This is a genomic window from Paraburkholderia sp. ZP32-5 (assembly GCF_021390495.1).
Taxonomy (GTDB): Bacteria; Pseudomonadota; Gammaproteobacteria; order Burkholderiales; family Burkholderiaceae; genus Paraburkholderia.
Genome location: NZ_JAJEJP010000003.1, coordinates 1,392,020 through 1,417,014 on the forward strand (window position 1 = coordinate 1,392,020; position 24,995 = coordinate 1,417,014).

Below are 24,995 nucleotides of genomic sequence, written 5' to 3' on the forward strand. Positions count from 1 at the left end.
CCAATACCCCCGAAGTTCAACAACGCTGATTCCCCGCGCGTGTGCGATGTGGATTGGTCACGATAAAAGCCGCACGGCGTCCGGTGGAAATTCCATACAGCAGAAAGCGGCCCCGTACGTTGATTGTCCCAACCGCCTGGTTGGAACAATCAACGCCGGAAGCCGCTGATCAAGCCATATATCGTATCGAGGCGAACGACCCAGAAATCAGTCAGCCGCCCACTTTGCCCTTTTCCTCGTTCGTCAGATAAGCCCGCTGTGCATCGCCAATTCCGCCAAATCCAAGCACCAGAATCGAACTGGACGGATTGTAGCCAACTGTTGTCGGCTTGCGCTTCTTCTGGTCGTTGTTGTTATCCAGAGATTCGCCGAAGCCTTCGACCTGAACCGAGATGGTCCAGTGACGTTGCGGGACGCCCGAGGCATTGTTGCGCACCAGATTCTGCGCCATCTGTGTGACAGCCGCTGTGGCCGCACCCGCTGCTGTTAGCGCGCCGGTGTCGACCGCCGCCACCACCGGAATACCGGTGGCTTTGCCGGTCACCTGGATGTTGTCCGCGTTCAGCACCTTCAACGCAGCCACGTTCAGGTTGCCGGCACGAATGCCTGCGTCGCCCGCGTCGACCGTGCCGCGTGGCGCGATCAGGTTGACCGTGCCTGGCGGTACACCCGGGACGCTTTGCAGCGTCGCGATACCTGCACCCGTCACTTCGCCGCGCGCGTCGACCGTGCAGTAGTGGTTCGCATCGCATGCATAGATCGGCGTCGGTTCATCGGCCGACGATTTCGCCCCCTTACCCGCGTTGATGTCGCCGTTCGAACTCCAGATCGTCATGTCACCGCCCTGCTCGGTGAACACGCGGCTTTGCGCGAGCAGCAGGCTCCGGTCCGTGAAGATATCGACGTCGCCCTGCTCGAGCGTCAGGATGCCCATCGTGCCGGGACCGGCCAGCACGTTGCCACTGCTATCGACGATCTCCGGCGGCGCGGACGTACTGCCCACCAGTGCCTGTCCACCCGGTCCGGCGATCGTGATATTGCCGCCCTGCTGCGTCTGGATCGTCGTGCTGCGGATATCGAGGTCGCCGGTATCGACCAGCGCATTCGCGCCGTTCGTGCCGCCGTCCAGATTGTTTGCCGTGTAGCCGTACGAAGCCGGATACAACGTGTTGATCGCCTGATAGCCGCGCGAGTACTTCTGGAAATATGGGCTCGACGGGTTATTGAAGTCTTCGCCGACGTCCGTCAACACATCGAACAGCACCCGCTGCGCGAACAGATGCTGCACGTAAGACGGCAGCGCCTGGAATTGCGTCCATGCCTGCTGCGCCGTCAGGGTGCCGACCTTTTGCGCGGCCGCGTCCTTGTCTTTCTGCAGGCCCGTATCGACGCCCTGCCCCGCGTCGTACTGCTCCATGAACGTGATCAGCGCCGGCGTCGCGCTCGGCACGCCCGCCACCGAACTGGCCGGATCGATATAGCTCGAAATGAACGAAGCGTAATCGACGCCCGGCGAGATGCCGAACAGCACCTGAACGTTCGCGCTTTCGTGCGGCAGATTGGGATTGTCCGCATTGCCGACGGTCTCGATGCCGAGTGTCAACGGCACGCCGAAACCGCTCCTCAGTTGGGCCGCGACGACTTGCGACTCGTTCGTCAACGGGCCGATGTTGCGGCCCGCTTCGACGTCGAACGTTCCCGGGCCGCCCAGCACCAGACCCGGTGCGACACGATTGTTGTCGGCAGTCAGCGGCGTATCGACGATGTCGCGCCCGGCGATGATTCGCGTGACGTCGTCGTCGCGGAAATTCTGGCCCTGGAACACGAGGTTGACGATGTCCTGCCCCGCTTCGATCAGCGCGGGTTTGTCGACGGCAAGGCCGAGGAGGTGTTCGTAAAAGCCAGCACCGTCCTGTCCCGGCGGCTCGAAAAACCCGTCGACGATACTACCGTCGAGACTATAGATCCTGACCGGATTCGTATCGCCGGCATGCAGCGGCGTCTGTGTGTGATCGACGGAGTCGATATCGATCGGCAGCGGCACCGTTGCATCCGGATTCAACGGCGACGGCATGGCCGCGGGATCGAGATCCAGCATGCCGAATATCGGATTGGCGTTCTGACGTTGGCTGTTGTCGCTGATTGTGGCGTTTAGGTTGACGGTCTGATCCGCAATCAGGCTCAGATTACCCGTCGCGGACGGAAACAGAGACCCGCCTGACTCAATCGTGATGCCACCCGTGAACGCCGTCAGATTCACTGTGGCGGGCAACACGTTACTGGCCACGGTGTTCACCACATTGCGGAGCGACTTGAGCGCTTCCACATCGAGCGTGCCGAATTGCACGTCGCCCGTGGTGGACTCGACATTCAATGCCGAAGACGCCGAATAGCCCTGACCGTCGCCGCCCGACAGATACGACGGATCGAGGGCCGCGCCGATATTCACCCCCTGCCGGGCGCTGATATTGAAGACCCCGTCTTGCGCCGCGAAAATTGGCGTGACCGCAACGGGTGGGCCCACAACAAACGCCGAGGGTACGGTGAAGTCGGCACCAATCTGCCCGCCTGCCGTAATCGTCCCCGTCCCCTTCGCGACGAAGTAGTCGCCGCTGAACAGATCACCGCCGGCCGTCACCGTCAGATTGCCGCCGCCGACCGTGTTGACCGTCGGCGCGCTGCTGCTTGCGTTGGTCAAATACCAGCTCGTGGGCAACGAAACGGCGAGGTCCGAAATATTGCCGCCCGCGTTGACCGTCACGTTGCCGCCGACGCTCATGATCCCCTGGTCGAATGCACCGAAGTTGATCGACGCCTGGACGGTCTGGCCGGACGCGCCCAGCGCGTTGCCGGTCTGCATCCACTGCGTCCAGAACTGGCTGATGTTCGTACCCGCGGCGCCGGTCACCACACCCGTCGTGTCGACCACGTTCTCGACACCATTGATATTGCCTTGTACATCGATCGTGATATCGCCCGCGGAATCCGGGTTCACGGGCGCAGTCAGGAGCAGGTCCGGCCGGCCGTCAATCGGATCGCGCTTCAGGAACCCCGCGGATGCAGTCACCGCCGGCGAGTCCGCGGCCGGTACACCCGCTGTATAAATGACGCCCGGCACGACAATGGCCTGTGCGTCGTTCTGTTGTGCCGTCGGGTCGGACAATGACAGGTCGTTGGCCGCCGCGATTTCGATCGACCCGTCGCCGGTGCGGATCATCGTCGGCTCGAGTATCTGGCCGCCGACCGGATCGGCATACTGGAACTGTCCGCCAAGCGTCACGTTGCCACCGGCCGTCTTCGCAACGACCGCTGCTGCCTGCACCGCGAGCGGATTGGCGCTGGCGAAATCGGCGCCCGCGACGATGCGGAAGCTCGAACTCGACCCGTTTGCCAGCGCTGCCGACAACAAAGGCAACGGATTATCCGCCGCGTGGGTTGGCGATGGCGTGTTGTCGGTGATGGTCGGCACCGGCACGGAGGTCTGCCCCGCGGGAAGCGAGTTGACGTTCTGCAGATAAGGCGCGTCCGGAAGCAGGATATGCGGCTGCCCGGTAAGGACAGCGGTTTCGATATACGACTGGTAATTCGCGAGATACAGGAAATACGATGCCGGGTCCGTGGCCTCGTCGTGCATGGACGGTGCAGTCGGCGGGGTCGCGGGACCCGAAAAGTTCTGCATGGCGCCGAACAATGCCAGCCAATCGTCATTCGGCCTGACCGCCGCCGCTTTAGCCAGCGACGCCGGTATCGGCGACATCAACATCTGTACGTACGCGGAATAAAGCGCGTAGTACTCTTGCGGCACGCTGTCGGTGCTGCCTGGAAGAACCTCGGGCGTCTGGACCGGGAGCAGGAACAGGGCGACTTCGTAGCTAAAGCTCGTATTGGCGAGTCCGTAGCCCAGATTGTTCAGGTACGTCAAATAGGATGACGGCGCGTTGAACAAGGTATTCGCGGCGGTATAAGTCCCGTATTGGCTCAATGCCGGTATCGTAAAGTCCCCGCCACCGCCGAGCGGGTTGGCGATCTGGAAGAACCCGTCGGTCAGGCTCGCCTTCACGTCGACATTGTTCTCCGCCTTGAACGTGATGATCGGCGCCTGACCATTGAAGCGGTACGCGAGATTGCCGTTCGAACCGGCCGCGCCGAGATTCCACGGCGTCAGGATCGAGATGTTCCCGCCGTTGATGTTCGCATCCGGGTTGTCGAGTTCGATGCCCGGCACCACCGTGAGCGCCGTGCCGGCGAACTGGTTGGCCACGCTCTGCGCGCCGCCCTGCACGAAGCTCATCAACGTGCCGGGGGTCGAGCCGTCGTTGCCGACGAAGCCGTAGAACGCCTGATGCGCGGCATTGACCTGAGTCGAATCCGGCACGAAGAAATCGTTCTGCAGCAGGTTCTGCAGGTCCTGTGCGATCTGCTGTGAAGTTGCGCCCGGATCGCTCGACAGCGTGCCGGTGGTCGCGTCGTAGGTAATCGTCGTCGCACCATCCGCGCTCGTGAAGGTGCCCGACACCAGCTTGCCACTGGTGTCGTACCAGCCCGCCGGATCGACGATGCCGTCGAAGTGCTGCGCGGCCACCGTGCTCTGGTCGTCGGTGCTCCATACCGCATACGCTTCGAGCGTCGTCGCGCGCGAGCCGGTAATCGTCGCATCCGGTGCCACGCTCACATTGACCAGACCGTTCGTCATGATCGGCGCGCGGATATTCACCGTGCCGCCCGTTAGCCCACCGGCCGTGCCGCCCGATACGTCGATCACCGAATCGCTGCCGAGCACGATGCGGCCCGACTGGTCCGGCGTCACGTTCTCGTACCCGTAGGTCGAATTCAGGCTCGTCGTGCTGCCATTGCCGGCCGTGCCGATGTTGACCGTGCCGCCGCGTTGGGTGGGGTTCAGATGCTGATCGTCGCATGCGCCGCCGCCAGGCAGACACGCGATCGCGATCAGCGAACCTTCGAGGTCGACGCCGCTCTTGCCATACAGGTCGATCTCGCCGCCGGCGTTGCCCGATGCGTTGATCGTGCCATTGACCGTGACATTGCCACCGGTTGCATTGGCACCGCCCGCGCCACCTTCAGCGCTCAGCGATACAGAATGCGCATTGATCGTGTTACCTGCAGACAACGTCAGATTGCCGGTATGCGTCTCCACCGCGATCGCGTCGTTCACGCCGCTGGTCGCCAGCGTGGCGGCCAGGCTGTCGAGGTCGACTGCACCGCCGGTATTCAGCGAGAACGAACCGCCCATGTAGCCCGCTGCCGCGTTGCCCTTCAGCGTGCCGTCCAGGTTCACGACCTGTTCCGGTGCCGACAGCGATACGCTGCCCGCTGCCCCACCCTGGCTCGTACCCGAGAAGTCGAGCGTCGCGCCGGACTGCACATTCACGCTGCCCTGATCGGCCGTCAGTTTGATCGAGCCCGCCGGTGCAAAGACCGCGAGATCGAAGAACTGTTTCGCTACACCGGCCGAACTGACGACCGAGCCGGAACCGATGGTCAGATCGCCGCTCGTCGCTTCGAGGCTCACGTTGCCTGCCGGCGCTTCGATCGTTGCACCGTTATCGTTGAGCGTGCCGCCCGTGAACGATATTTCGCCGCCGATCGGCTGTAACGCGAGTGCCTTGCCGGATGCCGCGTTCAGTGTCAGCGCGCCGGTCGTCGTGATGCTCTGGCTCGAACTGGTATCGGCGAGATACACCGGCGCACTCATCGTCACCGGCATTGCGCCGAAATCGAACGTGCCCGTGTTCTGGCCGACGATGCCGCCCGTTGCATTGAACGTGGCCGAGATGAAACCCGAGGTTGCCTTGTCGCCGGTGCCGAAGTCGATTTCGTTCGCGTTGACCGTCAGCGTGCCGGTGCCGGTTGCACCCGCGGTCGGGGCACCGCCGATTTCATTCGTGAAGCCGATTTCGTTGCCGTTCAGCGTGACCGTGCCGCCGTTGCTGACAAACGTGCTCGCGCTCAGATCGACATTCGGGCCGAACGTCACGTCGACGTTGCCATCGAAGTTCATCGCGCCCGAGCTGCGCAAAATCAATTGCTGCGTGTTCGACAGTTGTGCAAGCTGAGCCGCGCCAATCACGAAGCCCGGCAATGCTGCCGCTGCCGCGCCCGTCTGATCCGTGAACGTGATCGCGGAGCCGTCCACCGCGATCGTGTTACCCGTGAAGGTGGCAGCCGGATCGAAGCTGAAGCTGCCCGACGAATCGAGCGTCAGCGCCTGACCACCCGCGAGCGTCGCGCCGGCACCGACCGTCAGCAGACCGGGGTTCGTTGTGGGATCACTGGTGTCGAGTCGCGTCACCGGTGCGGCTGCGCCATTCGACACGATCAGCAGCGCGCCGTCGCCCGACACGGCACTCGTGCCGGTGCTGCCGGCTACCGCGCCGATCGTGATCGGCAGATCTTTCGCAGCAGGATAAGTACCCTGTGCTTCGATCACACTGCCTGCATCGATGCGCAGGCCGTTCTTCGCGTTCGCATCGGCACCGGTCGGATCGGTCTTCGTGACGAGCAGTATTTCGGGGCCGCTCAGCGGATCCGACGCATCGTTCGACACCACCACGCTGTTCGCAATCGCATCGATCGTGATGCCGCTAGTCGTTTGCGTGCGCTTGCCGCCGATCAGCAGACTGCCCGCATCGAGTGCATCGAGCTGGTCCGCGCTGATCTGCAGATAGCCGGGCAATACTGCTTCGCCCGCACTCTGCCCGTTGCCGACGATCTGGATGTCCTGCGACGCGATATCGACTTCCGCCGGCGCACCGCCGGGGCCGGCCTGGGTATCGAGCTTCGCGCCCAGCGACAGCGCAGTCTGTGCCGACAGCACCAGCTGCCCGGCATCGAGCGGCAGTTGTGGCGTGACGTTGCCCGCGCTCGCCGCGAGGCTCGGGAAGAACGTGTTGGCGCCCGTCAGCGTGAATTGCGAGTACTGCTGCCAGACCGGGCCCGACTGTACGTCGAAGATCGTCGGTGTCGCGGCGCGGGTGCCCGACAGCGAATTGCCGAAGTAGCCGGCCACCTGCACCGTGCCATCAGGCAAGGTCTGACTCGCTCCCGCTGCCACCGTGCCGCCTGTCGACGACACCGTGACGCGGAACGCCCCCGGCAGCGTCGCATACATGCCCGGCAGCAGCGTATAGAAGCCCGCCGGCAGACCCGGCACGCCCGACAGATAGACGGACTGGCCCACTGCGCTATTCAGCGCCGCCTGGCCGATACCATCGTTCTTCGTGATCGTGCCGGGGGTACCGTTCGCATTGATCGTCGGCTGCAGGTTCTGCGCGAACATCGGATCGTAGGCCGAGACCGGCGACTGCTGGCCGGGCACGATCGCATACACGTTGGATGCGCCGACATTCACCGGAATCGCGGTGCCGCTCGCATTCGATGCGAAGCTCACGCTGTACTGCTGCAGCACGTTGCGCGTGCCGCCGGTGCCGGCCACAAACTCGGCCGCCTGCAGATCACCGCCGCCCGACAGATCGATCGTCGCGCCCGCATTGAGTGACACGCTGCTGCCGTTCGCGCCAATGAACTTCGCGGGCGGCGTCGTCACATCGGGGCCGGCGGCCAGATTCGGCACCGGATTGAACTGCCACTCGACACCATCGACCGTGGTGCCGTACGGAATGATCGTGCCGTCTTCAGATACCGAAGTCAGGCTGCCGCCCGCGAACGTGACCGAGTTGGTCGCGACCAGCGGCGAGACCGCCTGGCCCCAGTTGAACTGCGCCAGCGTGCCGCTATCGGTCGGGTCGCCTACGCCGAAAATAAGGCTGCCCGCCGGGGCACGCACGGTACCCCCTTGAACGATATCGGTCGCATCGACGAGCAGCGTGCCGCCGGCCGACAGCGGTACACCCGACGTACCGTTCGCTTCGAACGTCACGGTCGTCGGTGTGGGCGTGCCAGTGGTGGCATCGTTAGGACCCACTGCGTCGATGATGAAGGTCGAGCCGGTCGACGGGTACAGGTCCGCAGCCTTGAACGTCAGATTGCCCGGCGTGAACAACACGCCCGGCGCGAGGGAATTGCCGTTGCCGCCAAGGACCGAACTGAGCCGGATATCGCCGCTGCTGGTGAAATTCGCCTGCCCGAAGTTGTTCAGCTGGACCTGATTCTCCAGATCGATGAACGACGCGTTGACGTTCAGCGCGCCGTCGCCGACAGCGAAGACCGGAGAGACGCTCGTGACCGCGGAGTTGCCGATCGTCGGCCCCACGAACGCAACGTACGGCGCGGTAATCGACACGTCGGTACCGGTCGAGGTCACGCCGTCCGTCGCGAAGCCGTTCGCCTCGTTCTTCAGCAACGCGGCAAGCGTCAGGGTCGACGTCAACTGGCTGACCGCGTTACTGTTCAGCGCCGCGACCGTCCCCGCGTCGATGACGACCGCCTGCGCGAGGTTCAGATTGACGTTGCCGCTGAACGCGATCGGCGTGACACCCTGTGCCAGCGTAGTGGCGCTACTGAAGCCACCGCCGAGCACGAGCGTCGAGATGCCCGAGCCGTCCAGGCGGTCGGCCGCCAAGCGCAGCAGGCCGGCCGGCGCGCCGAGGATCGGGGTCAGGTTTTGTCCGGCCTCGAGGCCGGCCGGTACCAGATCGCCGCTTTGCTGGATCACGATCGCTGTCGCCCCCGGCAGATTCGTCGTGGCGCCGTTGATCTCCGTGTACAGACCGGCCTGCCCGTCCGCCGCGATCGTCAGCGTGCCGCCCTGCGCCTGCGGCGCGCCACCGTGTGCGTCGAGCGTGCCGTCGAACAGCAGACCACTCGAGGCCGCCAGCGTGATGGAACCCGCATCGCTCCATACCGGCTGCGACACGTACTGGCCATTCGCCTGCGGCGCGTCGAAGTTCGCCGATGCACCCGACACGTCGATGCGCGAACCCGCCTGCGCGATCACATAACCGGTATCGTCCGAGATCGTCACCGTGCCGCCCGGCAGCACCTTGCCGGTCGTCGGTATCACACGGCCCAGACCGCTGCCTACCGGCGCCGCGTTGGGATCGGTCAGCGCCACGCCCGACACGTCGAGCACCGAATCGGCACCGAGCCACACCGATTTGCTGTCGCTCGTCAGCGACGCGCCGGTCAAGCCGTTGAACTGACCGGTCTGGACGAGCGGGCCGCTGTCGTCCGCGCTCAGCGCGATCGAGCCGCCGGGCGCGATCAGCGAACCGAGCACGGTCACCTGCAACGGCGAACCCAGCCCGATATGCGCGCCCGCATCGGCGATCACCGACGCCCCCTCGCCGATCGTCACACCGCCCGTTACGCCAAGGTAATCGGGAATCGGAAAGCCGATGTTGCCGCCGCCGCGCTGCCATGCCGCGTAGCCGCCCGCGGTCAGCACCAGACTGGTGGGCTGGCGGTCGTAGGCGTCGATGGTGCCGATCGTCGTCAGGCTATCCGTTGCGGCGTTGGCCGCCGTGGTCAGGCTCGCGGCGCTGCCGGTCGACAGCAACGCCGGCACGTTCGGAATCAGGTTCTGCTGCGTGACGTCGACGGTCGTACCGGGCGCGACCGTCGCGTCCAGCGCCGCATTGAGCACATAGCTGCCGAAGCCCTGCTGCGAGAAGAAGTCCGCCGGCAGCACGGTCGCATAAGCAGGCGCCGAAGCAGCATCGCCACCGATCTGGATATCGAGCGCGCCCAGCGTCAGCGTGCCGCCGCCGGAGAAACCGAAGCTGCGGATCGTGCCGTCCATATGCAGCAGCGGATCCGTGGGCAGCGTCGATGGAAAGGTGACCGCATTCACCATCGTCTGCAACGTCACGTTGCCGCCCTTGCCCTCGGCGATGCCGTTGTTCATCAGCATCTGCCCGCTGGCCTGCATCTCGCCGCCGCTCGACACGTCGATGACACTGCCGGGCAGCAGATCCACGTCATAGCCCGCCGCCAGCGTCACGCTGCCGCCGTTGATGTACTCGCTGTCGCCGACGACCGAGCCGGGCGCCTGGACCGTGTCGTTGTTCACCCATTGGCCAGACACGTCGAGCAACGCATCGGGGCCTACCGTGATGTTGCCGTGCCCGGCGCTGCCGATCCCGGTACTGCTGCTGTTATTCAGCGACATCGCGATATCGATCTTGCCGCCGCTCACGAGCAGATGACCATCCACGTTCGCGTTCGACGTCAGCGGCCCGAGCAGGGTCAGCGAACCGCCGGGCTGCAGTTGCAGCACCGTGCCGGCCGGTACGTCGAAGCCCTTGCCGCCGTTCTTGTCTTCGGTCACGCTGACGTTCGCAAAACCGCCGGCCGACAGCGTCGAGGTCGGCACGACCATGGTCGCGAGAACGTTGTTCGGGTCCGTTGCGGACAGGGTGCCCTGCGCTGTCGTATCGACCGGCGTCGAGAACGAGAAGTCCGGGTCGAGGCTGCTCAGTTGCGGGGCCTCGTTCTGCAGGATCACAGTCCCGCTCTCGCCGCTCGCGATGACGACGGAAGTGCCGCGGCCCTGCGTCAGCGCGGCCAGCGTGGCCGCCGATTGCGCCGTGGGATCGGCGCCGAGGTTGAAGGTGCCGCCCACCGCCTGATCGTTGCCCTGCACCTGCTTCGAACCGCTCAGCGCCTGTGCGTCGATACCGCCGTCCAGTACCAGCGTCGTGGAAGCGTACAGATTGAGCGTGCCCGCATTGCCGCCGACGATGAAGTCGCCTTCGTAGGTCCCCTGCGTGAACAGCGGGTTGATCCAGGTATTCGTCACGCCCCAGCGCGAATGGTTGTCGACGAACTGACCGGCGATGCCGACATAGTCGTCGTAGGGACTGGCGTCGCCGATCGGCACGACCACGCCGTTAGCATCGACGAGACGGGTCGTGTCGATGATGCCGCCGTCGTAGTGGACGTAACCGCCATTGAGATTCAGCGACGAATTTGCGGCCGTCATCACCTCGTTGCCCGACAGCGTGATCGAGCCACCGTTGACGAGCAGTTGGCCGACCGTGCGCGGCATATCGGCCGCGTACGAAGCCAGATTCAGAATCGGACTGCCGACCCATTGCACGCCGTCGCTGCGCGTGCCGGTCAAGGTGCTATCGACGACGAGGTTCTTGAAGCCGTTCAGAAACGAATTGCGCAGCAATGGCGAATCCGCAAGCTCGTTCTGCCCGATGCGGTCGATCGTCAGCAGGATGTCCGAGATCGGCAGCTCGACGTTGTCCAGTCCCGATACATCGATAGTCGCGCCGCTGTCGAGATAGATGCGGCCTTGAATGGCGGTGTCGCCGGGCGGCGTCACATCGAGCGCCAGCGCCTGCGTGAGCGCTGTAACCGAGACGTTCGAACCGGGCGCCTCGATCAGCGAACCCGACTGGAACCAGACCGAGCCCGCCGTCATCGTGATGCTGCCCGGCGTGAAGGTCGTGCCGGGGGCGGATGTTGCCGTCGTGCCGTCGGTATCGGGCAGGATCGTCGTGACGGAGGTCGGGCCGAAGGTCAGCAGCCCGGCGCGATTCGTCGAGTCCGCGCCGCCGCCCTCGACCGTGGTGACCGGGCTTTGCAGCGGATATGCGGCACCGCTGGGCGTATTCGACGGGTTCTCGTCGACCGTCGAAATCGTGATGGTGCCCGGCGTGTTGACGCTCGTCGTTACACCCACCGCGCCATTCTGCGTGACGTTGCTGCCGAGCAGATCGACCGTGCCGCGCGCCGCCTGAATCACGCCGGTATTGATCAGCGAGCCCGCCGGCGTGATATCCGTGTTTTCGGACCGGTCGATCGGAATTTCGAGCTTGCCGCTGATCTCGGGCAGAAACTGCTGCGGTGACGCCGGATTGGAGCGCAGTGCCACGCCTACACCGGCCGCGAGTATCACCTGACCATCGGTCGACGTAATGCTGCCGCCGTTGGTCACGTTCGGCGCCGCGATCATCACGAAGCCGCCGTCGCTGACCGTGCCGTTAGTCTGCGTCGTGATCGACGCGCCCGGCTGCACCGTGATGTCGCCGGGCAGCACATAGTCGCTCGCGGACGAGACCTTGACCTGATTGCCGAGGCCGAGTACTTCGTTGGGCGCACCGGTCTGGCCCGTCGAGCTCTGAGCGATGGATTCAAGCGGCGCGAGCCCGCCCGCGGAACCCGGCACGATGTTCAGGAATAGCTGGTTGCTATTGGCGATGTCGGCGGCGTTTTGCGTCGGCGTATCGGTCGTGTTGAGCAGGTCGAGCGAGGTCGCCAGCAACGAGTGCACGTTGATCTGCGAGCCCGCGCCGAACAGGATGCCGTTGCGGTTCACCACGAACACCGAGCCTTCGGCCTTGATGTTGCCGAGAATCTGGCTCGGCGCCATCGACGGATCCATGATCCGGTTCAGGATCACCCAGTTGTTCGCGCCGTTGGTCTGCGTGCCGCCCGTCTGATTGAAATACAGCGTGGTCTGCTGGCCGACGTTCATCGTCTGCCAGGTGGCCACCGCGTTCTGCGCGGTCTGGTCGACCTCGACCGTCACATGCCCGCTCGCATCGACCGACTGCTTCGGCGCGCTCGCGTTGATCCACAGGTTTGGGCTGGTGGTATCCGTGCTGACGCCGGGCGCGACCTGCAGGCCGCCTGGTGCGAGACCATTCGGCACGTTCGACGCCGTGGCGCGTCCCGCCGCGGCCAACGCCTGCTGCTGCGCGATCTGCTGCGCAATCCCTTGCGCGGCTGTCGCCAGATTACGGATCGACGGCTGGCTCGCCTGCAGCGCTTGCGCCGGCGTCGTCCCCACACCCAGGTTCGCGATACCGGACGCGCTGCCCTGCGCGGCGCTCACGCGCGCGCCGCCACCGCTATTCGCCAGATTCACGAGGCCCGCGTGGGCACTGGTTGCCGCTCCGGCGGCAAGCATCAGCGCAATCGCGTGACACACGGGCCGCAGCGTCAGCGACGCCGATGGGAAAAACCTGTCCGTCTGCGTTGATCGTTTGGGTGTACGCGCACTCATGAACCACATCCCCTGTAGCAATCGATTCGGCCATCTCGTTGAACGGCCTATAACTGGTCGGATACGGGCATCGACAACGTGCGGGTTTTTCGTCGCGCACGTGTCCTGCGACGTGCGCGACGGAAAACCCGGCACGGCACGTCTGCCCGTTGCGGCTGACTGCACACTGACTGCGCATCATCGCCACTACTTGCTATACGACGCCGATCGCCAGATACCGCACACGATTTCGAGGCCGGCAGTGATCACGGCTGAATTGACGCGATACGTGCGGGGCTTTTGTGTTCGCTACGAAACCTGATGCCGCGCTCAGCGGCTCACGCCTGAGCTTGCGGCAGCGGCACGGTGAATGGAAAAGGTGGATTCGCAGCCGCGACCGTACGCCCGACAGAAGTCATCGGCACGGCAAGACACAGCAACGCTGAAAGAAAAAACGCGCGGCAAAACGGCGGCACAACAGACCGCCGCCGACACCGCGAAAAAATCGCGCTCGCTCAGCTAAGCAAAACGATGCTGCCAGGCAACCGTGTCGCGTGAACCCCGGCATACCGGCAGATCATCGCGATCGCGTCATCCAGATGAGTCAGCGCGAACTGCGCCTGCACGTTGAGGTTGCGCAGCCCCGCATTGCGCAGAATGATCCGGCCCGGCCGGTAACGGTTGATTTCGTCGATGACGGTCTGCAGCGGCTGGCCATTGAACACCAGCATCCCGCGGCGCCAGGCGGTCACGCCGTCGGTGTCGACCTGGACCGGCTGTCCGACGTTGCGCGCGTCATAGACCAGTTGCTGCCGCGCCGTCAGCGTCAACTGCTGGCGCGGATGCTCGATTGCGACCGAACCGCTCATGCAGGTCACACAGACGGCGTCTCCAGTCAGCCGCACATTGAAGCGCCCGACGTCCGTCAGCAAACGGCCGGGGCCGGCCACCACGACGACCGGATTCACGCCGGCGACATGCGCTGCCGCCGGCGCGGCCGCCGCGATTTCCGCTTCGCCCGCCAGCAGTTCAATGCCATGTTGCGGTGGCTGTCCCGCGCGCGCGGGCAGCAGATTGATCCGGGTCTGCGTGTTCATATCGACGACGACCCGATCCGACAGCGCGACCTCGCGCTGCTCGCCGGTCCCCGTGCGATAGTCGGCGGCCAGCTCGCCGATCCCCGGCCACAGACCCAGCGGCGGGCGCACCGCCAGCCACGATGCCCCCGCCGCCACCGCGAAGCCGATGAACGCGCGCCGCCCGGTACGCTGACGCGCCGACAAGCGGCGTGCGGAGGCCACACGCTCCGCGTTGACATCCTCCACCGCGATCTCGGCCATTACCTGGTCGAGCGCGGTCCATGTTTCGCTCAGCAACCGCACTTCGCTGGCATGTTCCGGGCTCTCGTCGCACCAGCGACGGAAGGCCTGCGCATCTTCGGCCGTCGCGTTGCCCGAACGCATGCGGACCAGCCACGCGCGGGCGTGCGCCTCGATCGCCGCACGGGAATCGTCAGCCTGGGTCATCGTGAAGGTATTCAAAATTTGCGCCGCCCTTTGGTATTGCCTTTTTCTTCGGCGGCGATTTCGCGCATCTGCGCAGTGCAGTGCTGCAGCGCGTAGCTTAGTTCCTTTTCGACGAGGCGCAGCGAAATACCCATCCGTTCGGCGATCTCGCGGTTCAATTGGCCTTCGAGCCTCGCGGCCTGCAGGATCTCCTGCTGACGCGGCGACAACCCTCGCACGACCGACTTCAGCGTATCGACCTTGCGGCGCGCCGCGACGATCCGCTCCGGATCCGCCAGTTCGTCGGGAATCTCGAACATCGCGTCGACCTCGCCGTCGCTCAACTGACGCTGATCGCGACGGTACTGATCGATCGCCGCGTTGGTGGCCATACGCATCAGGTAGGCCTCGGATGCGACCGGCGCGGTGCCTTCGGACATCGCCTCCAGCCGCAGCCACGTTTCCTGCAGCGCGTCGGCGGCGTTCTCCCTCGAACCGACCTGCCGTTCGAGCCGTCTGCATAGCGTGTTGTAGCGCGTCAGCAGCAACGTCTTCAGGGAACTGCGAATGCTCTCTGACACGCTATTCCCCTTGCCCTTCGGTCGAGCGACAGTCGGCGTCGCCGTCCTGCTCGCGCAACAGAATCGTCACCGGTTGCTGCAGGCCGGCCGGCGGCGCGGCATCGAGTTTCAGTCCGCGCATGGCCTCGCCGATCGCGGCATCGCGCGCGGCTACACCCGTCGATTCCAGCAACTGCGGCGACACGATCATCCCGGACTCATCGATATGGAATTGCACCAGCAACCGGTAGCTGCCCGGGCGAGTCTGCGCTGATCGGCACAACACGTCGGCCAGCCGGAGCTGAATCATCGCGGCATAGGACAGATAGTCGTTGCCCTTCACCTGGGTGCCGGCCACCGGCGGTGCCGAGTGCGGATCCACCGTTGGCGGCGCTGGCTCAGCCGAGCGGGCAGCGGGCAACAGGACCACGGAGTTCTCGCTGATGAAGCTCGCCTGCAGTCCGGTCCCGCTCAGCAGACGCTGCAGGGCTTCGCGCGGCAGATAGTCGCCATCGAGCGGCGCACTGACCCGGCCGTCGAGCAGATCGCTGCCCACCAGCACCGACAGATCGGTCATGTGGCCGAGCGTCTGAAGTGCCGCGGCAAGCGGCTGGGCCGGCAGGGAAAAATGCTGGGGACCTGCAACCGTGCGGTTTGCCTGGCCGGCATCCTGTGCCTGAGCACTGCGCATCATGAACGCACACAGCGCGAGATACGCAGCCAGCACCAGAATACCGGCGGAGGGCCGTCTGCCTGTCATGAAAGGGAACACGAAAAATAGGACTGCGGCGTCGCTTCTAAGGCGTTGTGATTGCGACACCGACGGCGACACCGTCGAAAGCGCCGATACTAAAAATGCGCGATGACTTTTTCGTGACAGCAACGGTGGGACTCGCGCGCATCGCAACAGACACTGCCCCGCACCCACACACACATTCCACACGCATATTTCACACGGATTACGACATAAAAAAATGTGCGGTTTCCGCCGCGCCGATTCGTCTATACGAATAGAACACTCTTTTCGATGGAAAGTGCATGTCCGTTGTCCTCCTACTGTCTGTTCCCGTCCGGTATCAACGTCGAGCGAGGGCATCATGTCGTTGACCGAATTGATAGAACAATGGCTTGCCGGCCTGCGCGCAATACTGTTCACGTGGCAGACGCCTCGTGGCGGCAGGTCCGCGCGGACCCTGCGTTTTCCGCTGACATGGCGCGCGCCGTGGCAAGCGTGGCAGTTGCTGTCGTTGACAGCCGGCACGCTGGTGTCGCCACCTTTCTGCGTGATCGGCATCTTGTTGTTGATCAACGCGCACAGCGACCGGCGCTGGTTCTGGCCATCGGTGCTCGTGCTGATCGCGCTCACCAACGCGATAACGATCGTCGCCGTCAACCAGCGTCATCATCGCCGGCCGTTCATCCGCTATCGCCAGGTGATCCTGCACTACCTGAAAGTCTGCCTGCTGGTGGGCAGCGGCCTGTTCCTGCTGCTGGCCTGGAGCATGGGCATCCTGCATGACTTCATCGCGACGGTCGGTGCGAGCGATCCGGGCAGCGAGCTGCTGTGGAACTGCGCGCTGAACGCATGCTTCGTCATTCCGGCTTTTCTGCCCGCGAGCGTGATACACGCGCAGTTGGCCTTCGAGAATCCGTACGCGTATTGAAGCGTTGAAGCCGTCGCTTTGAAGCCGTGACGGCAACGCGACGATTCAGTACGTTCAGGACGTCGCGCCCGGCGCATCGGCGTCGGGATTCGCTTCGAGATGCAAGCGCACACGCAACGGCTGCAGCATGTCAGCCGGCGGCGGTTCGGTCATCGGATGCGCGGTCAACAACTGCCGCAACGTCGCGTCGGCCTGCGCATCGCCGAGCGAGTCGAAATCCACTCGCGTGACGGCGCCGTCGGCACCGATCCATGCGCGCACGACGATCTCCGGCGGCGGCGCATCACCCTTCGCATGCAGGACCCGGTTCTCCAGAAACGAGTAGAACTGGTTGGCGGTGTCGTCGTCACTTGCCAGTTCCGCCTGGAACTGCCCGCCCACTTCGCGCGCATACGTAAGCCACTGCGGCGGGACGTTCTGCGTCTGCGCCCGCGCATACGGACTCGCTGCAACGAGCAGCGCCATCGCGAGCGCCGCGGTCGTTTTCTTCATCGCTTTCACCCGTTCGCTCCCAGGTCGATCGGCAGATACAGCCGCGACGCGCCGCGCTGGATCAGCAGCGCAACGTTGCCGTGCGCCTGACGGATCGCGTCGGCGAGCTGGTTGATCGTCGTCACCGGCGTCTCGTTGACCGACAGCACCACATCGCCCGCCTTCAGGCCGATGTTCGCCGCGCGGCCCGTCACCTGCTGGACCAGCAGACCATGGTCGACGCCCACCTTCTGCTGCTCCTGCGCGCTCAGCGGCCGTACCGTCACGCCGAGCCGCGGCGGAGACTGGTTCGCGTTCGCCGTGCCGCCGCCACCGCTGTCCAGTTCGCTGACCGTGGCGACGATGTGCGTCTCGGCACCCGAGCGCCACACCCGCAGGTTCACGGTCTTGCCGGGGCGGATCTTCGCGACCGACGTCAACAGATCGGCCGAGTCATGCACCGGCATGTCGTTCACCGCAAGCACGACGTCACCCGGCTGCAATCCCGCCAACGCCGCCGGACCCGAGGGTTCGACGACACTGATCAGCGCGCCGTCGGGTTTGGGCAGGCCGAACGAGCGCGCGAGCGACTGGCTCACCTCCTGCACCGCGACGCCGAGCCGGCCACGGCTGACGTGGCCGGTCTTGCGCAACTGCTCCATCACGTCCAGCGCGACATCGATCGGGATCGCGAACGACAGGCCCTGGTAGCCGCCCGTCTTCGAATAGATCATCGAGTTGATCGCGATCACATGGCCGCTCAGATCGAACAGCGGTCCGCCCGAATTGCCCGGATTGATCGGCACATCGGTCTGGATGAACGGGATATACGCTTCGCCCGGCAGCGAGCGCGACTTCGCGCTGACGATGCCCGATGTCACGGTATTGGCGAAGCCGTAGGGCGAACCGATTGCCATGACCCAGTCGCCGACCTCGGTGCGCTCCGGATTACCGGTCACGACCACCGGCAGGTTGTCCGCGTCGATCTTCACCAGCGCGACGTCGGAGAGCGCGTCGCTGCCGATCACGCGGCCCTTGAACTCGCGTTTGTCGGTGAGTTTCACGTTGACCACCGTCGCATCGCCGACGACGTGTCGGTTGGTCAGGATGTAGCCGTCGGCGCTGACGATAAAACCGGAGCCTAGGCTCATTTCCTCGCGGTTGCCGATCACGCGGCGCGCGAGAAACGGAGCGAGCGGATTGCCGGGCTCGATGCCCGGCGGCAACTGGATACCCATCTGCGCAACCTCGTGCGTCACGCTGATGTTCACCACCGCCGGGCCGCAGCGCTTCACGAGCGCCGCGAAGTCCGGCATCACCAGTTGCGGCGCGGCGGCGTCCTGTCCCATCGCCACCGCCTCGGTTGCTACCCCTGCTCCGATCATGAGCGCGACGCACAGCGCGAGCGCGCGCCCCTTTCCGTTCACTCTCTCATTCACTCTCTTGTTTACTCTGTTACGACGCTTGATATTCATGCCTCAACGGTTCCATCTTTGCGTGAATTCCGCCCGGTTGCGGCGGCTCTGCTTCTGTCATGCTCCAAACCGGTCGATCCATTCGATCGCCCACTGCCGCGCATGCCCCACCGCATGATCGGATCGCTCGAACCGCTCGGGATCCGGAAAGCGCCGGCTCGTCACCAGCACGCCGTTGCTCGCCCGTGTGATCACGACCATCGCGCCGAATTGTCCATCGGGCATCTGCACCGGCTCGCAGCTGAGGTAGTACGCGCCATGCGTAAAAACGAATTTCGACATCTGCTGACATCCCGGGCGCGAGTTGCCATTGCCGTGCTGCTGCGCGTATCGCCAGGCCGTGCTGCAGGGCTAACGCATGGCGACACGGACATGGACGCGCACGCAGCGGACGCGTGCATGCCATGCCGGACCCCGCGCTAATCGCATTCATGTTGTGCTCATCGCGGCGGGACGACCGGCACCGGCGACGGACGCTGTGGGATCACCGACTTGCCCCAGTTCGACCCGAAGCGGATGCTCTCGGCTGAATAATTGAAAGTGCCGACCCGGTTCGACGGCGCGGTGGCAAGGCTCTTCGCGATGTTGCCCGCATCCGCGTCGCCGCTGGCCGGGATCGTAGTGGGAGCCAATTGCTGGCTCAGGCAATCGTAGGACAGCGCGGTCTGGCCGTTGACCTCGACGTTCACGCACACCCGCTTCGACGGTGCGCCTGTCGACGCCGCCTCGGGCGCAGATGCCGCTGCCGACGTCGATGCGGGTATCTCTTGCGCCCACGCATGCCCACTCGCCGCGATCAGCATCATCGCAACGAACAGCGCGCGCGGCGAACTCGTCGGCCGACCAACGCGAGGCCACCTCATATCACGGCGTCCCGGCATCGGACGGTGCCTCCTCATGCGCGGGGCCTCGCGACAGAAACTGCTGGAACTCCTTCACATCCGCGCCTCTGACCCACGGCTCCTCCCCGCCCAGAAAACGGACATCGCGCGCCACCGTCGTGAAGTGGATCAGCTCGCGCGAAGTCGGAAACGGCGTGTCGACCGGCGGGCGGTACACCATCTGGAACAGCTTTGGCTGCGATCCGGTGTCGCGCCACAGATCGCCGACGTCGCGCACGCTGGCGTCGAAGCAGAAACGCAGCCAGACGGTCTCGCCCTGCGTCCCCCGATGACGGATGAACCCGGCCAGCACCAGCAGCACATAAGGCAGGTCGTGCTGCCGCAAGCCCGGATACGACCACAGGTTCTGCACATCGGCGTAGCCGACCAGGAACATCAGACGCCGCACCGTCAGCGACGGCGCGAGCTTTTTCATCACGCGATAGTGACGCATCGCGCTGTGAATGAACGCACCGCGCTGCCGCCCTTCGAGCAGCAGATCGCGCATGTGCTGCACGGTCATGTCTTCAGGCTGATACGACATCGTCGTGAGCGGACAGCGCGCTTCGTCGGCGGCGCTTGCGTGCCGGAACTGATGCGCGCCGGCTTCTTCCGCCGGGACCCGGGTCAGCTCGCCTAGACACACCGGGCAGTGCGAATGCCGCGTCGCCCCGCCGTCCGCGCCGTCATACGCGGCCCCCGCGCCGGTGGAGGGGGAGTTGCGGTACGTTGTGCTGCCGCCGGTTTGCGGTGCGCGGCTTACGCGATGCGCGGATGCCTGGGTCATGGCCCTTCCCTCTGTTTTACTGCGCCGCCGCCAGCGCCTTGCCGAGCGCGGCTTCGTCGATCGTCGCGCCGCCGCCCGACGTGACGAGTTTCGCCATGTAGGCCTGGGCGTCCTGCTGCGCGCGCTGCTGGCGCAGTTCGGCCTTCAGACGCGGCTTCACCGCCTCCAGCGGCGCCACGCCCGCGGCGCGCTGATCCTCCAGCTTGATCACGTGAAATCCGGCCTGGGTCTGGATCGGACCGGCGATGTCGCCCTGCTTCATGCCGTCGGCGACCTTGCGAATCTCGGGCAGCAGCAGCGGGTCCGCGACGAAGCCCATGTCGCCGCCGTGCGCCGCGCTCGCCTTGTCATCGGAATTGGCTTGCGCCAGCGCGCCGAAATCGGCGCCCTTGCCGTGCACCTGGCGCGCGAGATCGGCCGCGCGTTGCCGTGCTTTCTCGACGGTTGCCGCGTCGGCGCCCGGCGGCACCGCGACGTAGATCTGCGCGATCCGCATCGCGCGCGGCATCATGAAGGCCGCCTGGTTCTTCTGGTAGGCCGCCTGAATCACGTCGTCGGACGGGTAGTCGGCCGGCGGCGTGCTCACGGAAGTCAGGTAGCTGCGCAAGATAACTTCACGGCGCGACGCGTCGATCAACGCCTGGACATTCGCCTGCTTGTCCCAGCCCTTCGCATGGGCCTCGGCGAGCACGGCCTCGACCGCGAGGCGCGAGCGCACGACTTCATCGAGCTTCTTCGGGTCGGCGGCCAGTTGCTGCCGCACCTGCGGATCGAGCGATTTCAGCAGGGTCGTCAAATCCGCCTGCGAGAGCGCCACCTGCGACGATCCGACCGTGACGTGCGCCACCGCGCTGGTCTGCGCCTGCGCAGCAGACGACGCACCGAGAACGAATACCAGACTGCTGACTGCCATTGCCAGTTTCTTCACCTTCCAACTCCCTTTGCAGCTTGATTGAACATCCGAAGAACCACTACGTGTTCACCACCTTCCGTTCAGTCCGGCAGGTTCGCCGGACCGGCGCGACTGCTACAGCTACTGCGAAATCTACGTCTACAGTTCAGCACCGGGGGCGAGCCGCACGACCACCGGCTGCTTCATGCCACGCGGCGGACTCGCGCCGACGGCCTGCGCCAGCAGCAAGCTTCGCAGGTCCGCGTCGGCCTGATCGTCATCGATATCTTCCGGCTCGACACGCGTGACCTTGCCCGCGCGATCCAGCCAGACCCGCACCCGGAACGTCGGCGGATCGGCCAGTTCGCTATCGGCATGCGTATCTGTCGCCGTCCCGGCTTGCGGATCCGTTGCCGTCCGCGCCGCGTCCAGCCGCGCCGACGCGCGCTCGTCGACCCAGGCGCTGAACCGCTGCGCCGGCACGCTATCGCCCGCGAGCGCGATCTGAAACTGCTGCGACACCCGCTGCGCATAGACGATCCACGCCTGCGGCGCCTCGTCCGCGGCCACCGTGCCCGCCTGCGCCTGCGTGCCCGTGCCGATCAGCGCAAGCAGCGTCGCACCGAGTGTACCGATTCGCGCCGGCAACTTCATTGCTGGCTCGCCTCCGCGTCGCTATCGCCAGCCGCGCCGGCATCCTGCTGCGCGGACGGCGTCGCGGCCGAGGCCGCTTCGGCCTGCGCCATCGTCGGCCGGCTGCGCAGATGCAGCAGGAATTCCTGCATCAGGCGATCCCACAACTCGATGGTCGAACGCAGATGGCGCGTGCTGACGCCGCCCGCGACCATCACGTCCATCTCCAGCACGAGGAACTGCTGGTGCACGGCCAGGCGCGCAAAGCGCTTGCTGCGATTCCAGCTGGGCACCAGATCCGCCGGCAAGTCGCCCTGCACCTGGATCGTGCAGCTCAGCGTGTAGTCGATATGCGTGCCGGCTTCCACGCCAGGATTGCCGAAACGCACCGCGAAGCCGACGCCCTGGCTCGCGCTCATCAGCTGTACGCGGCCGTTCTGCTCGGTCGGCGTCACGCGATAACCGGCGGCCCTGAACACGTCGCCAAGTTGCGTCGGGCTTACGGCCTCGACGATGACACTCGCCGGAGCGGACTCGTTGACCGGCGCCGTCGCCGCATTCGTTTCATTCTTCGCTTCGTTCTTCTTTGCTGCCGTGGTCATGCTGGGCTTCCTTTTACGTGGTGCTGCGGATTAGTTCGCCGGGGCCGCGGGCGCCGATGCGGCGGCCGCGGCACGGGCCGCGGCGGGCTGCATTGCATTCGGGTCGTACTTGTTGGCGTATAGGGTATCGCCGTAATTCTGCGAAATTGTGTCGTATTTCACGCGCGCGCTCTGCGCAAACGGCTCGCGTGAACTCAGCACGGTGCCGAGGCCCACGTGCTCGTACGCATCGAGGATCTCGTGACCCACCTGATATAGCTGCACATTCTTCGCCTCGCACATCTGCAACTGCGACTGCGTCGTCTTCAGTTGCGTCTGCGCCTGCGTATCGTGCGAGCGCGACACCGTCAGCAGATCGTCATACGCCGACTTGTATTTCGTCAGCTGCTGGCTGTCGCGTGCATGGCTCGCCTTTTCAGTAGACAGCGCGCGCTCGGCCGCCACCTCGCCGTCGGACTTGCCTTTGGCCGCGGCCAGATCCGCCTGCGCCTGCTTCAGCTGGGCCAGCGCCTGATCGCGCTGCTGCTGCGCGGCGCTCACGTCGCTCTGCATCTGCGCCTGGCCGTCCTGCAGCTGACGCAACTGCTGCGTCGTCTCGCGCAACTGGCTACGCAGCCGGTCCTCGATGCTTTGACTTTGAGCCGACGCGCTGCCCGTCGCGAACAGACCACACAGCAGCGCGCCCATGAGAACGGAAGAACGCATCCCGGTAGACAGGTTCATGGACGACCCCATTAGAAGCGTGCGTTCATTTCAAGCTGCAGCACGTCGATCGACAGCGGCGGCCCGTAGACTTCGCGCGCGCTCAGATAGCGCGCCTGCAGCCACGCATTCTTCGCCACCGCGTACTGTGCTCCGACGATGTAGCCCTTCGCGTTGGTGCCGCCCAGATTGAAGTCCGGATCGGTGAACGCGTCGAGTACCGCATCCGGTTCCAGGTACTTGTAGGTCACCGAGAAATTCCACTGACCCGGCTCGACCGTCTCCGGATTGCCGAGCGTCGCCTTGAACATGAAGCCGTCGCCGCCGCTCTTGTAGTTCGCTTCCGTCACCGTGCCCGTGGTGCTCGGGTTGTTGTAGTTGTTGATCGGTGTCGACGCCGCCGCGAACGCCTTGTTCTGGTTGAACGCGAGGTTGCGCACGTACTCGCCGTCGAGACGCAGCTTCATGCGGCCCGCGACGTTCGTATCCCACTGCAGCTTCGAGTCGAACAGACGATAGTTGTACGCGAGACCGAACAGTTGCTGCTCCGGCGTGAGCCCCGGCGCCAGATTCGGGTTCTGCGCGATGTTGCGCAGCGCGATCAGCGTGTTGCCCTTCTGCATGAATGCCGGCGCATCGCTATCCGTGCTACAGCTCGTCGCGCCCAGATACATCGCGCACGGCGACGACAACTGGCCGCGCAGGTTCATGAAGTCGTAGTACGCGAATGCGCCCTTCAGCCTGTTCTGGTCGTTGACCTGCCACTCGGCGCCCACCTGGCCGCCGACCATCCACTTGGTGGTGCCGCCCGGGTTATCCGGATTCTGGCCCAGGAAGCCGTCCGACGCGTACTGGATCGGGAACGCGCCGATCGTGCCGAACAGCGTCACGTCGTTGTGGCCCGGCAGCAGATGGCGGAAATTCGCCGCGATACCGTCGAACTGCAGATCGTTCGAGAACACAAGATCCGACGAGAAGAACGGATTGTCGAAGCGGCCCGCCGTGATATTGACCCACGGCAGCGGCGCGTACTTCAGGAACGCCTGGTTCAGCCAGATGTTGTTCTTCGCGAAGCCACCACCGAGCAGGCTGGTCGTCGACACCGGCCCGTTGTCGTTGCCGCTCGCGAGCTGCAGGCCCGCGATCAACTGGCTGGAGATGTCGGCCGTGACACCGAGGCGCGCGCGCACGCTCAACTGGTTGTCGCGATCCTGCGTAGTGTTCTGCACCGGGAACGGACGCGTATTGGTGTTCGGGTTGATGTCGATGCCGCCGCCGGAATTGGCCGCCGCGAAGTTCGTCAGCCCGGTCTCGTTGCGCGGCGAGAAGAAGTTGTACTGGTCACGCACCCGCAGATCGCCGTTCAGGTGAATGCGCGAGACCCAATCGGGAAACGTATTCGGCTGCGCCCAGTTCTCGGCCTTCGCCTGCGCGACCACTTCCTGCTTGACCTGGTCGCGAATCTGATCACGCACCACCTGCGGCACGTACGGCACCGCGACGTCGCCCGGCTGCGTCGGCGCGTTCACGACTGCTGCGCCTGCCACGCCCGCTGTCGCCACTCGGCCGGCCTTGGCCTGGCTCGCTTCGTTCTGCGCCTGCGCGATCAGCTCGGTGGCGTTCTCCTTCGTCAGCACGCCGCGCTTGACCAGCAGATTGATCAGGTTGATCACCGTGCTGCCGGTCGGCGTCGATGCGGCGTTGGCCGACGCATCGGCGGCCTGCGTTTCCAGCGACTGCGCGTGCGCGCAGGCCATGAATCCGATGCCGAGCGCGATCGCCGCGACACTGCTGCGCACCGCCAGCGATCCCCGTCGCCGGCCGAGTTCGCTACCCCGGCTACCCCGTACTGTGTTCATCTGGGTCATTCCATTCTCCGCTTGACTACCCATTTTTTCGTTACCTGT

15 protein-coding genes are annotated in these 24,995 nt (G+C 64.9%); 1 reads left to right on the forward strand and 14 read right to left on the reverse strand.

Going from position 1 to position 24,995, the window contains the following annotated elements:
• Positions 1 to 211 precede the first annotated feature (211 nt).
• From L0U82_RS38665 to L0U82_RS38680, 4 genes are all read right to left on the reverse strand, one after another.
• Complete coding sequence (locus L0U82_RS38665; protein ID WP_326489799.1) at positions 212 to 12,937, reverse strand: filamentous haemagglutinin family protein; 12,726 nt, start codon at positions 12,935 to 12,937, stop codon at positions 212 to 214.
• A 494-nt stretch (positions 12,938 to 13,431) separates the two neighbouring features.
• Positions 13,432 to 14,457: a FecR family protein gene (locus L0U82_RS38670; RefSeq protein WP_233839101.1), complete on the reverse strand. Its 1,026-nt coding sequence runs from the start codon at positions 14,455 to 14,457 to the stop codon at positions 13,432 to 13,434.
• Positions 14,454 to 15,002, reverse strand: a complete 549-nt coding sequence (locus tag L0U82_RS38675; protein WP_233839102.1) for an RNA polymerase sigma factor — start codon at positions 15,000 to 15,002, stop codon at positions 14,454 to 14,456. Before L0U82_RS38675 ends, L0U82_RS38670 begins: the two co-directional genes overlap by 4 nt.
• 1 nt (position 15,003) lies before the next feature.
• Positions 15,004 to 15,741 carry a secretin and TonB N-terminal domain-containing protein gene (locus L0U82_RS38680; protein ID WP_233839103.1) on the reverse strand — a complete coding sequence of 246 codons (738 nt, stop codon included), beginning with the start codon at positions 15,739 to 15,741 and terminating at the stop codon, positions 15,004 to 15,006.
• 337 nt (positions 15,742 to 16,078) lie between these two features.
• On the opposite strand from L0U82_RS38680, the gene L0U82_RS38685 reads away from it, so the two are divergent.
• Positions 16,079 to 16,645, forward strand: a complete 567-nt coding sequence (locus tag L0U82_RS38685) for a hypothetical protein (protein ID WP_233839104.1) — start codon at positions 16,079 to 16,081, stop codon at positions 16,643 to 16,645.
• 54 nt (positions 16,646 to 16,699) lie between these two features.
• On the opposite strand, the gene L0U82_RS38690 is transcribed toward L0U82_RS38685, so the two are convergent.
• From L0U82_RS38690 to L0U82_RS38735, 10 genes are all read right to left on the reverse strand, one after another.
• The gene (locus L0U82_RS38690) at positions 16,700 to 17,137 is read right to left on the reverse strand and encodes a YbaB/EbfC family DNA-binding protein (RefSeq protein ID WP_233839105.1); all 438 of its coding nucleotides are present in this window, start codon (positions 17,135 to 17,137) and stop codon (positions 16,700 to 16,702) included.
• A 5-nt stretch (positions 17,138 to 17,142) separates the two neighbouring features.
• Positions 17,143 to 18,501 carry a Do family serine endopeptidase gene (locus tag L0U82_RS38695; protein WP_442793729.1) on the reverse strand — a complete coding sequence of 453 codons (1,359 nt, stop codon included), beginning with the start codon at positions 18,499 to 18,501 and terminating at the stop codon, positions 17,143 to 17,145.
• 147 nt (positions 18,502 to 18,648) lie between these two features.
• Positions 18,649 to 18,873, reverse strand: a complete 225-nt coding sequence (locus L0U82_RS38700; RefSeq protein ID WP_233839106.1) for a hypothetical protein — start codon at positions 18,871 to 18,873, stop codon at positions 18,649 to 18,651.
• Between the two features lie 158 nt (positions 18,874 to 19,031).
• Positions 19,032 to 19,454: a hypothetical protein gene (locus L0U82_RS38705; RefSeq protein WP_233839107.1), complete on the reverse strand. Its 423-nt coding sequence runs from the start codon at positions 19,452 to 19,454 to the stop codon at positions 19,032 to 19,034.
• A gap of 1 nt (position 19,455) precedes the next feature.
• Complete coding sequence (locus L0U82_RS38710) at positions 19,456 to 20,259, reverse strand: hypothetical protein (protein WP_233839108.1); 804 nt, start codon at positions 20,257 to 20,259, stop codon at positions 19,456 to 19,458.
• A 16-nt stretch (positions 20,260 to 20,275) separates the two neighbouring features.
• Entirely contained in the window at positions 20,276 to 21,187 is a 912-nt protein-coding gene (locus tag L0U82_RS38715; RefSeq protein ID WP_233839109.1) for a peptidylprolyl isomerase, read from the reverse strand.
• Positions 21,188 to 21,310: 123 nt separating this feature from the next.
• Positions 21,311 to 21,805, reverse strand: a complete 495-nt coding sequence (locus L0U82_RS38720; protein WP_233839110.1) for a hypothetical protein — start codon at positions 21,803 to 21,805, stop codon at positions 21,311 to 21,313.
• Positions 21,802 to 22,386: a YbjN domain-containing protein gene (locus L0U82_RS38725; RefSeq protein WP_233839111.1), complete on the reverse strand. Its 585-nt coding sequence runs from the start codon at positions 22,384 to 22,386 to the stop codon at positions 21,802 to 21,804. The genes L0U82_RS38720 and L0U82_RS38725 overlap by 4 nt, the downstream gene beginning before the upstream one ends.
• Before the next feature lie 30 nt (positions 22,387 to 22,416).
• A complete protein-coding gene (locus L0U82_RS38730) occupies positions 22,417 to 23,109 on the reverse strand; it encodes a hypothetical protein (protein ID WP_233839112.1) in 693 nt (230 codons plus the stop codon).
• Positions 23,110 to 23,120: 11 nt separating this feature from the next.
• Positions 23,121 to 24,956, reverse strand: a complete 1,836-nt coding sequence (locus L0U82_RS38735) for a putative porin (RefSeq protein WP_442793721.1) — start codon at positions 24,954 to 24,956, stop codon at positions 23,121 to 23,123.
• Positions 24,957 to 24,995: the final 39 nt, after the last annotated feature.

Bases quoted from the DNA above. Each gene is read 5' to 3' on its own strand.
- L0U82_RS38710 (WP_233839108.1), bottom strand. From the start codon at position 20,259: ATGACCCAGGCATCCGCGCATCGCGTAAGCCGCGCACCGCAAACCGGC.
- L0U82_RS38720 (WP_233839110.1), bottom strand. From the start codon at position 21,805: ATGAAGTTGCCGGCGCGAATCGGTACACTCGGTGCGACGCTGCTTGCG.
- L0U82_RS38705 (WP_233839107.1), bottom strand. From the start codon at position 19,454: ATGAGGTGGCCTCGCGTTGGTCGGCCGACGAGTTCGCCGCGCGCGCTG.
- L0U82_RS38730 (WP_233839112.1), bottom strand. From the start codon at position 23,109: ATGAACCTGTCTACCGGGATGCGTTCTTCCGTTCTCATGGGCGCGCTG.
- L0U82_RS38695 (WP_442793729.1), bottom strand. From the start codon at position 18,501: ATGATCGGAGCAGGGGTAGCAACCGAGGCGGTGGCGATGGGACAGGAC.
- L0U82_RS38680 (WP_233839103.1), bottom strand. From the start codon at position 15,741: ATGACAGGCAGACGGCCCTCCGCCGGTATTCTGGTGCTGGCTGCGTAT.
- L0U82_RS38685 (WP_233839104.1), top strand. From the start codon at position 16,079: ATGTCGTTGACCGAATTGATAGAACAATGGCTTGCCGGCCTGCGCGCA.
- L0U82_RS38690 (WP_233839105.1), bottom strand. From the start codon at position 17,137: ATGAAGAAAACGACCGCGGCGCTCGCGATGGCGCTGCTCGTTGCAGCG.
- L0U82_RS38665 (WP_326489799.1), bottom strand. From the start codon at position 12,937: ATGAGTGCGCGTACACCCAAACGATCAACGCAGACGGACAGGTTTTTC.
- L0U82_RS38725 (WP_233839111.1), bottom strand. From the start codon at position 22,386: ATGACCACGGCAGCAAAGAAGAACGAAGCGAAGAATGAAACGAATGCG.
- L0U82_RS38700 (WP_233839106.1), bottom strand. From the start codon at position 18,873: ATGTCGAAATTCGTTTTTACGCATGGCGCGTACTACCTCAGCTGCGAG.
- L0U82_RS38735 (WP_442793721.1), bottom strand. From the start codon at position 24,956: ATGACCCAGATGAACACAGTACGGGGTAGCCGGGGTAGCGAACTCGGC.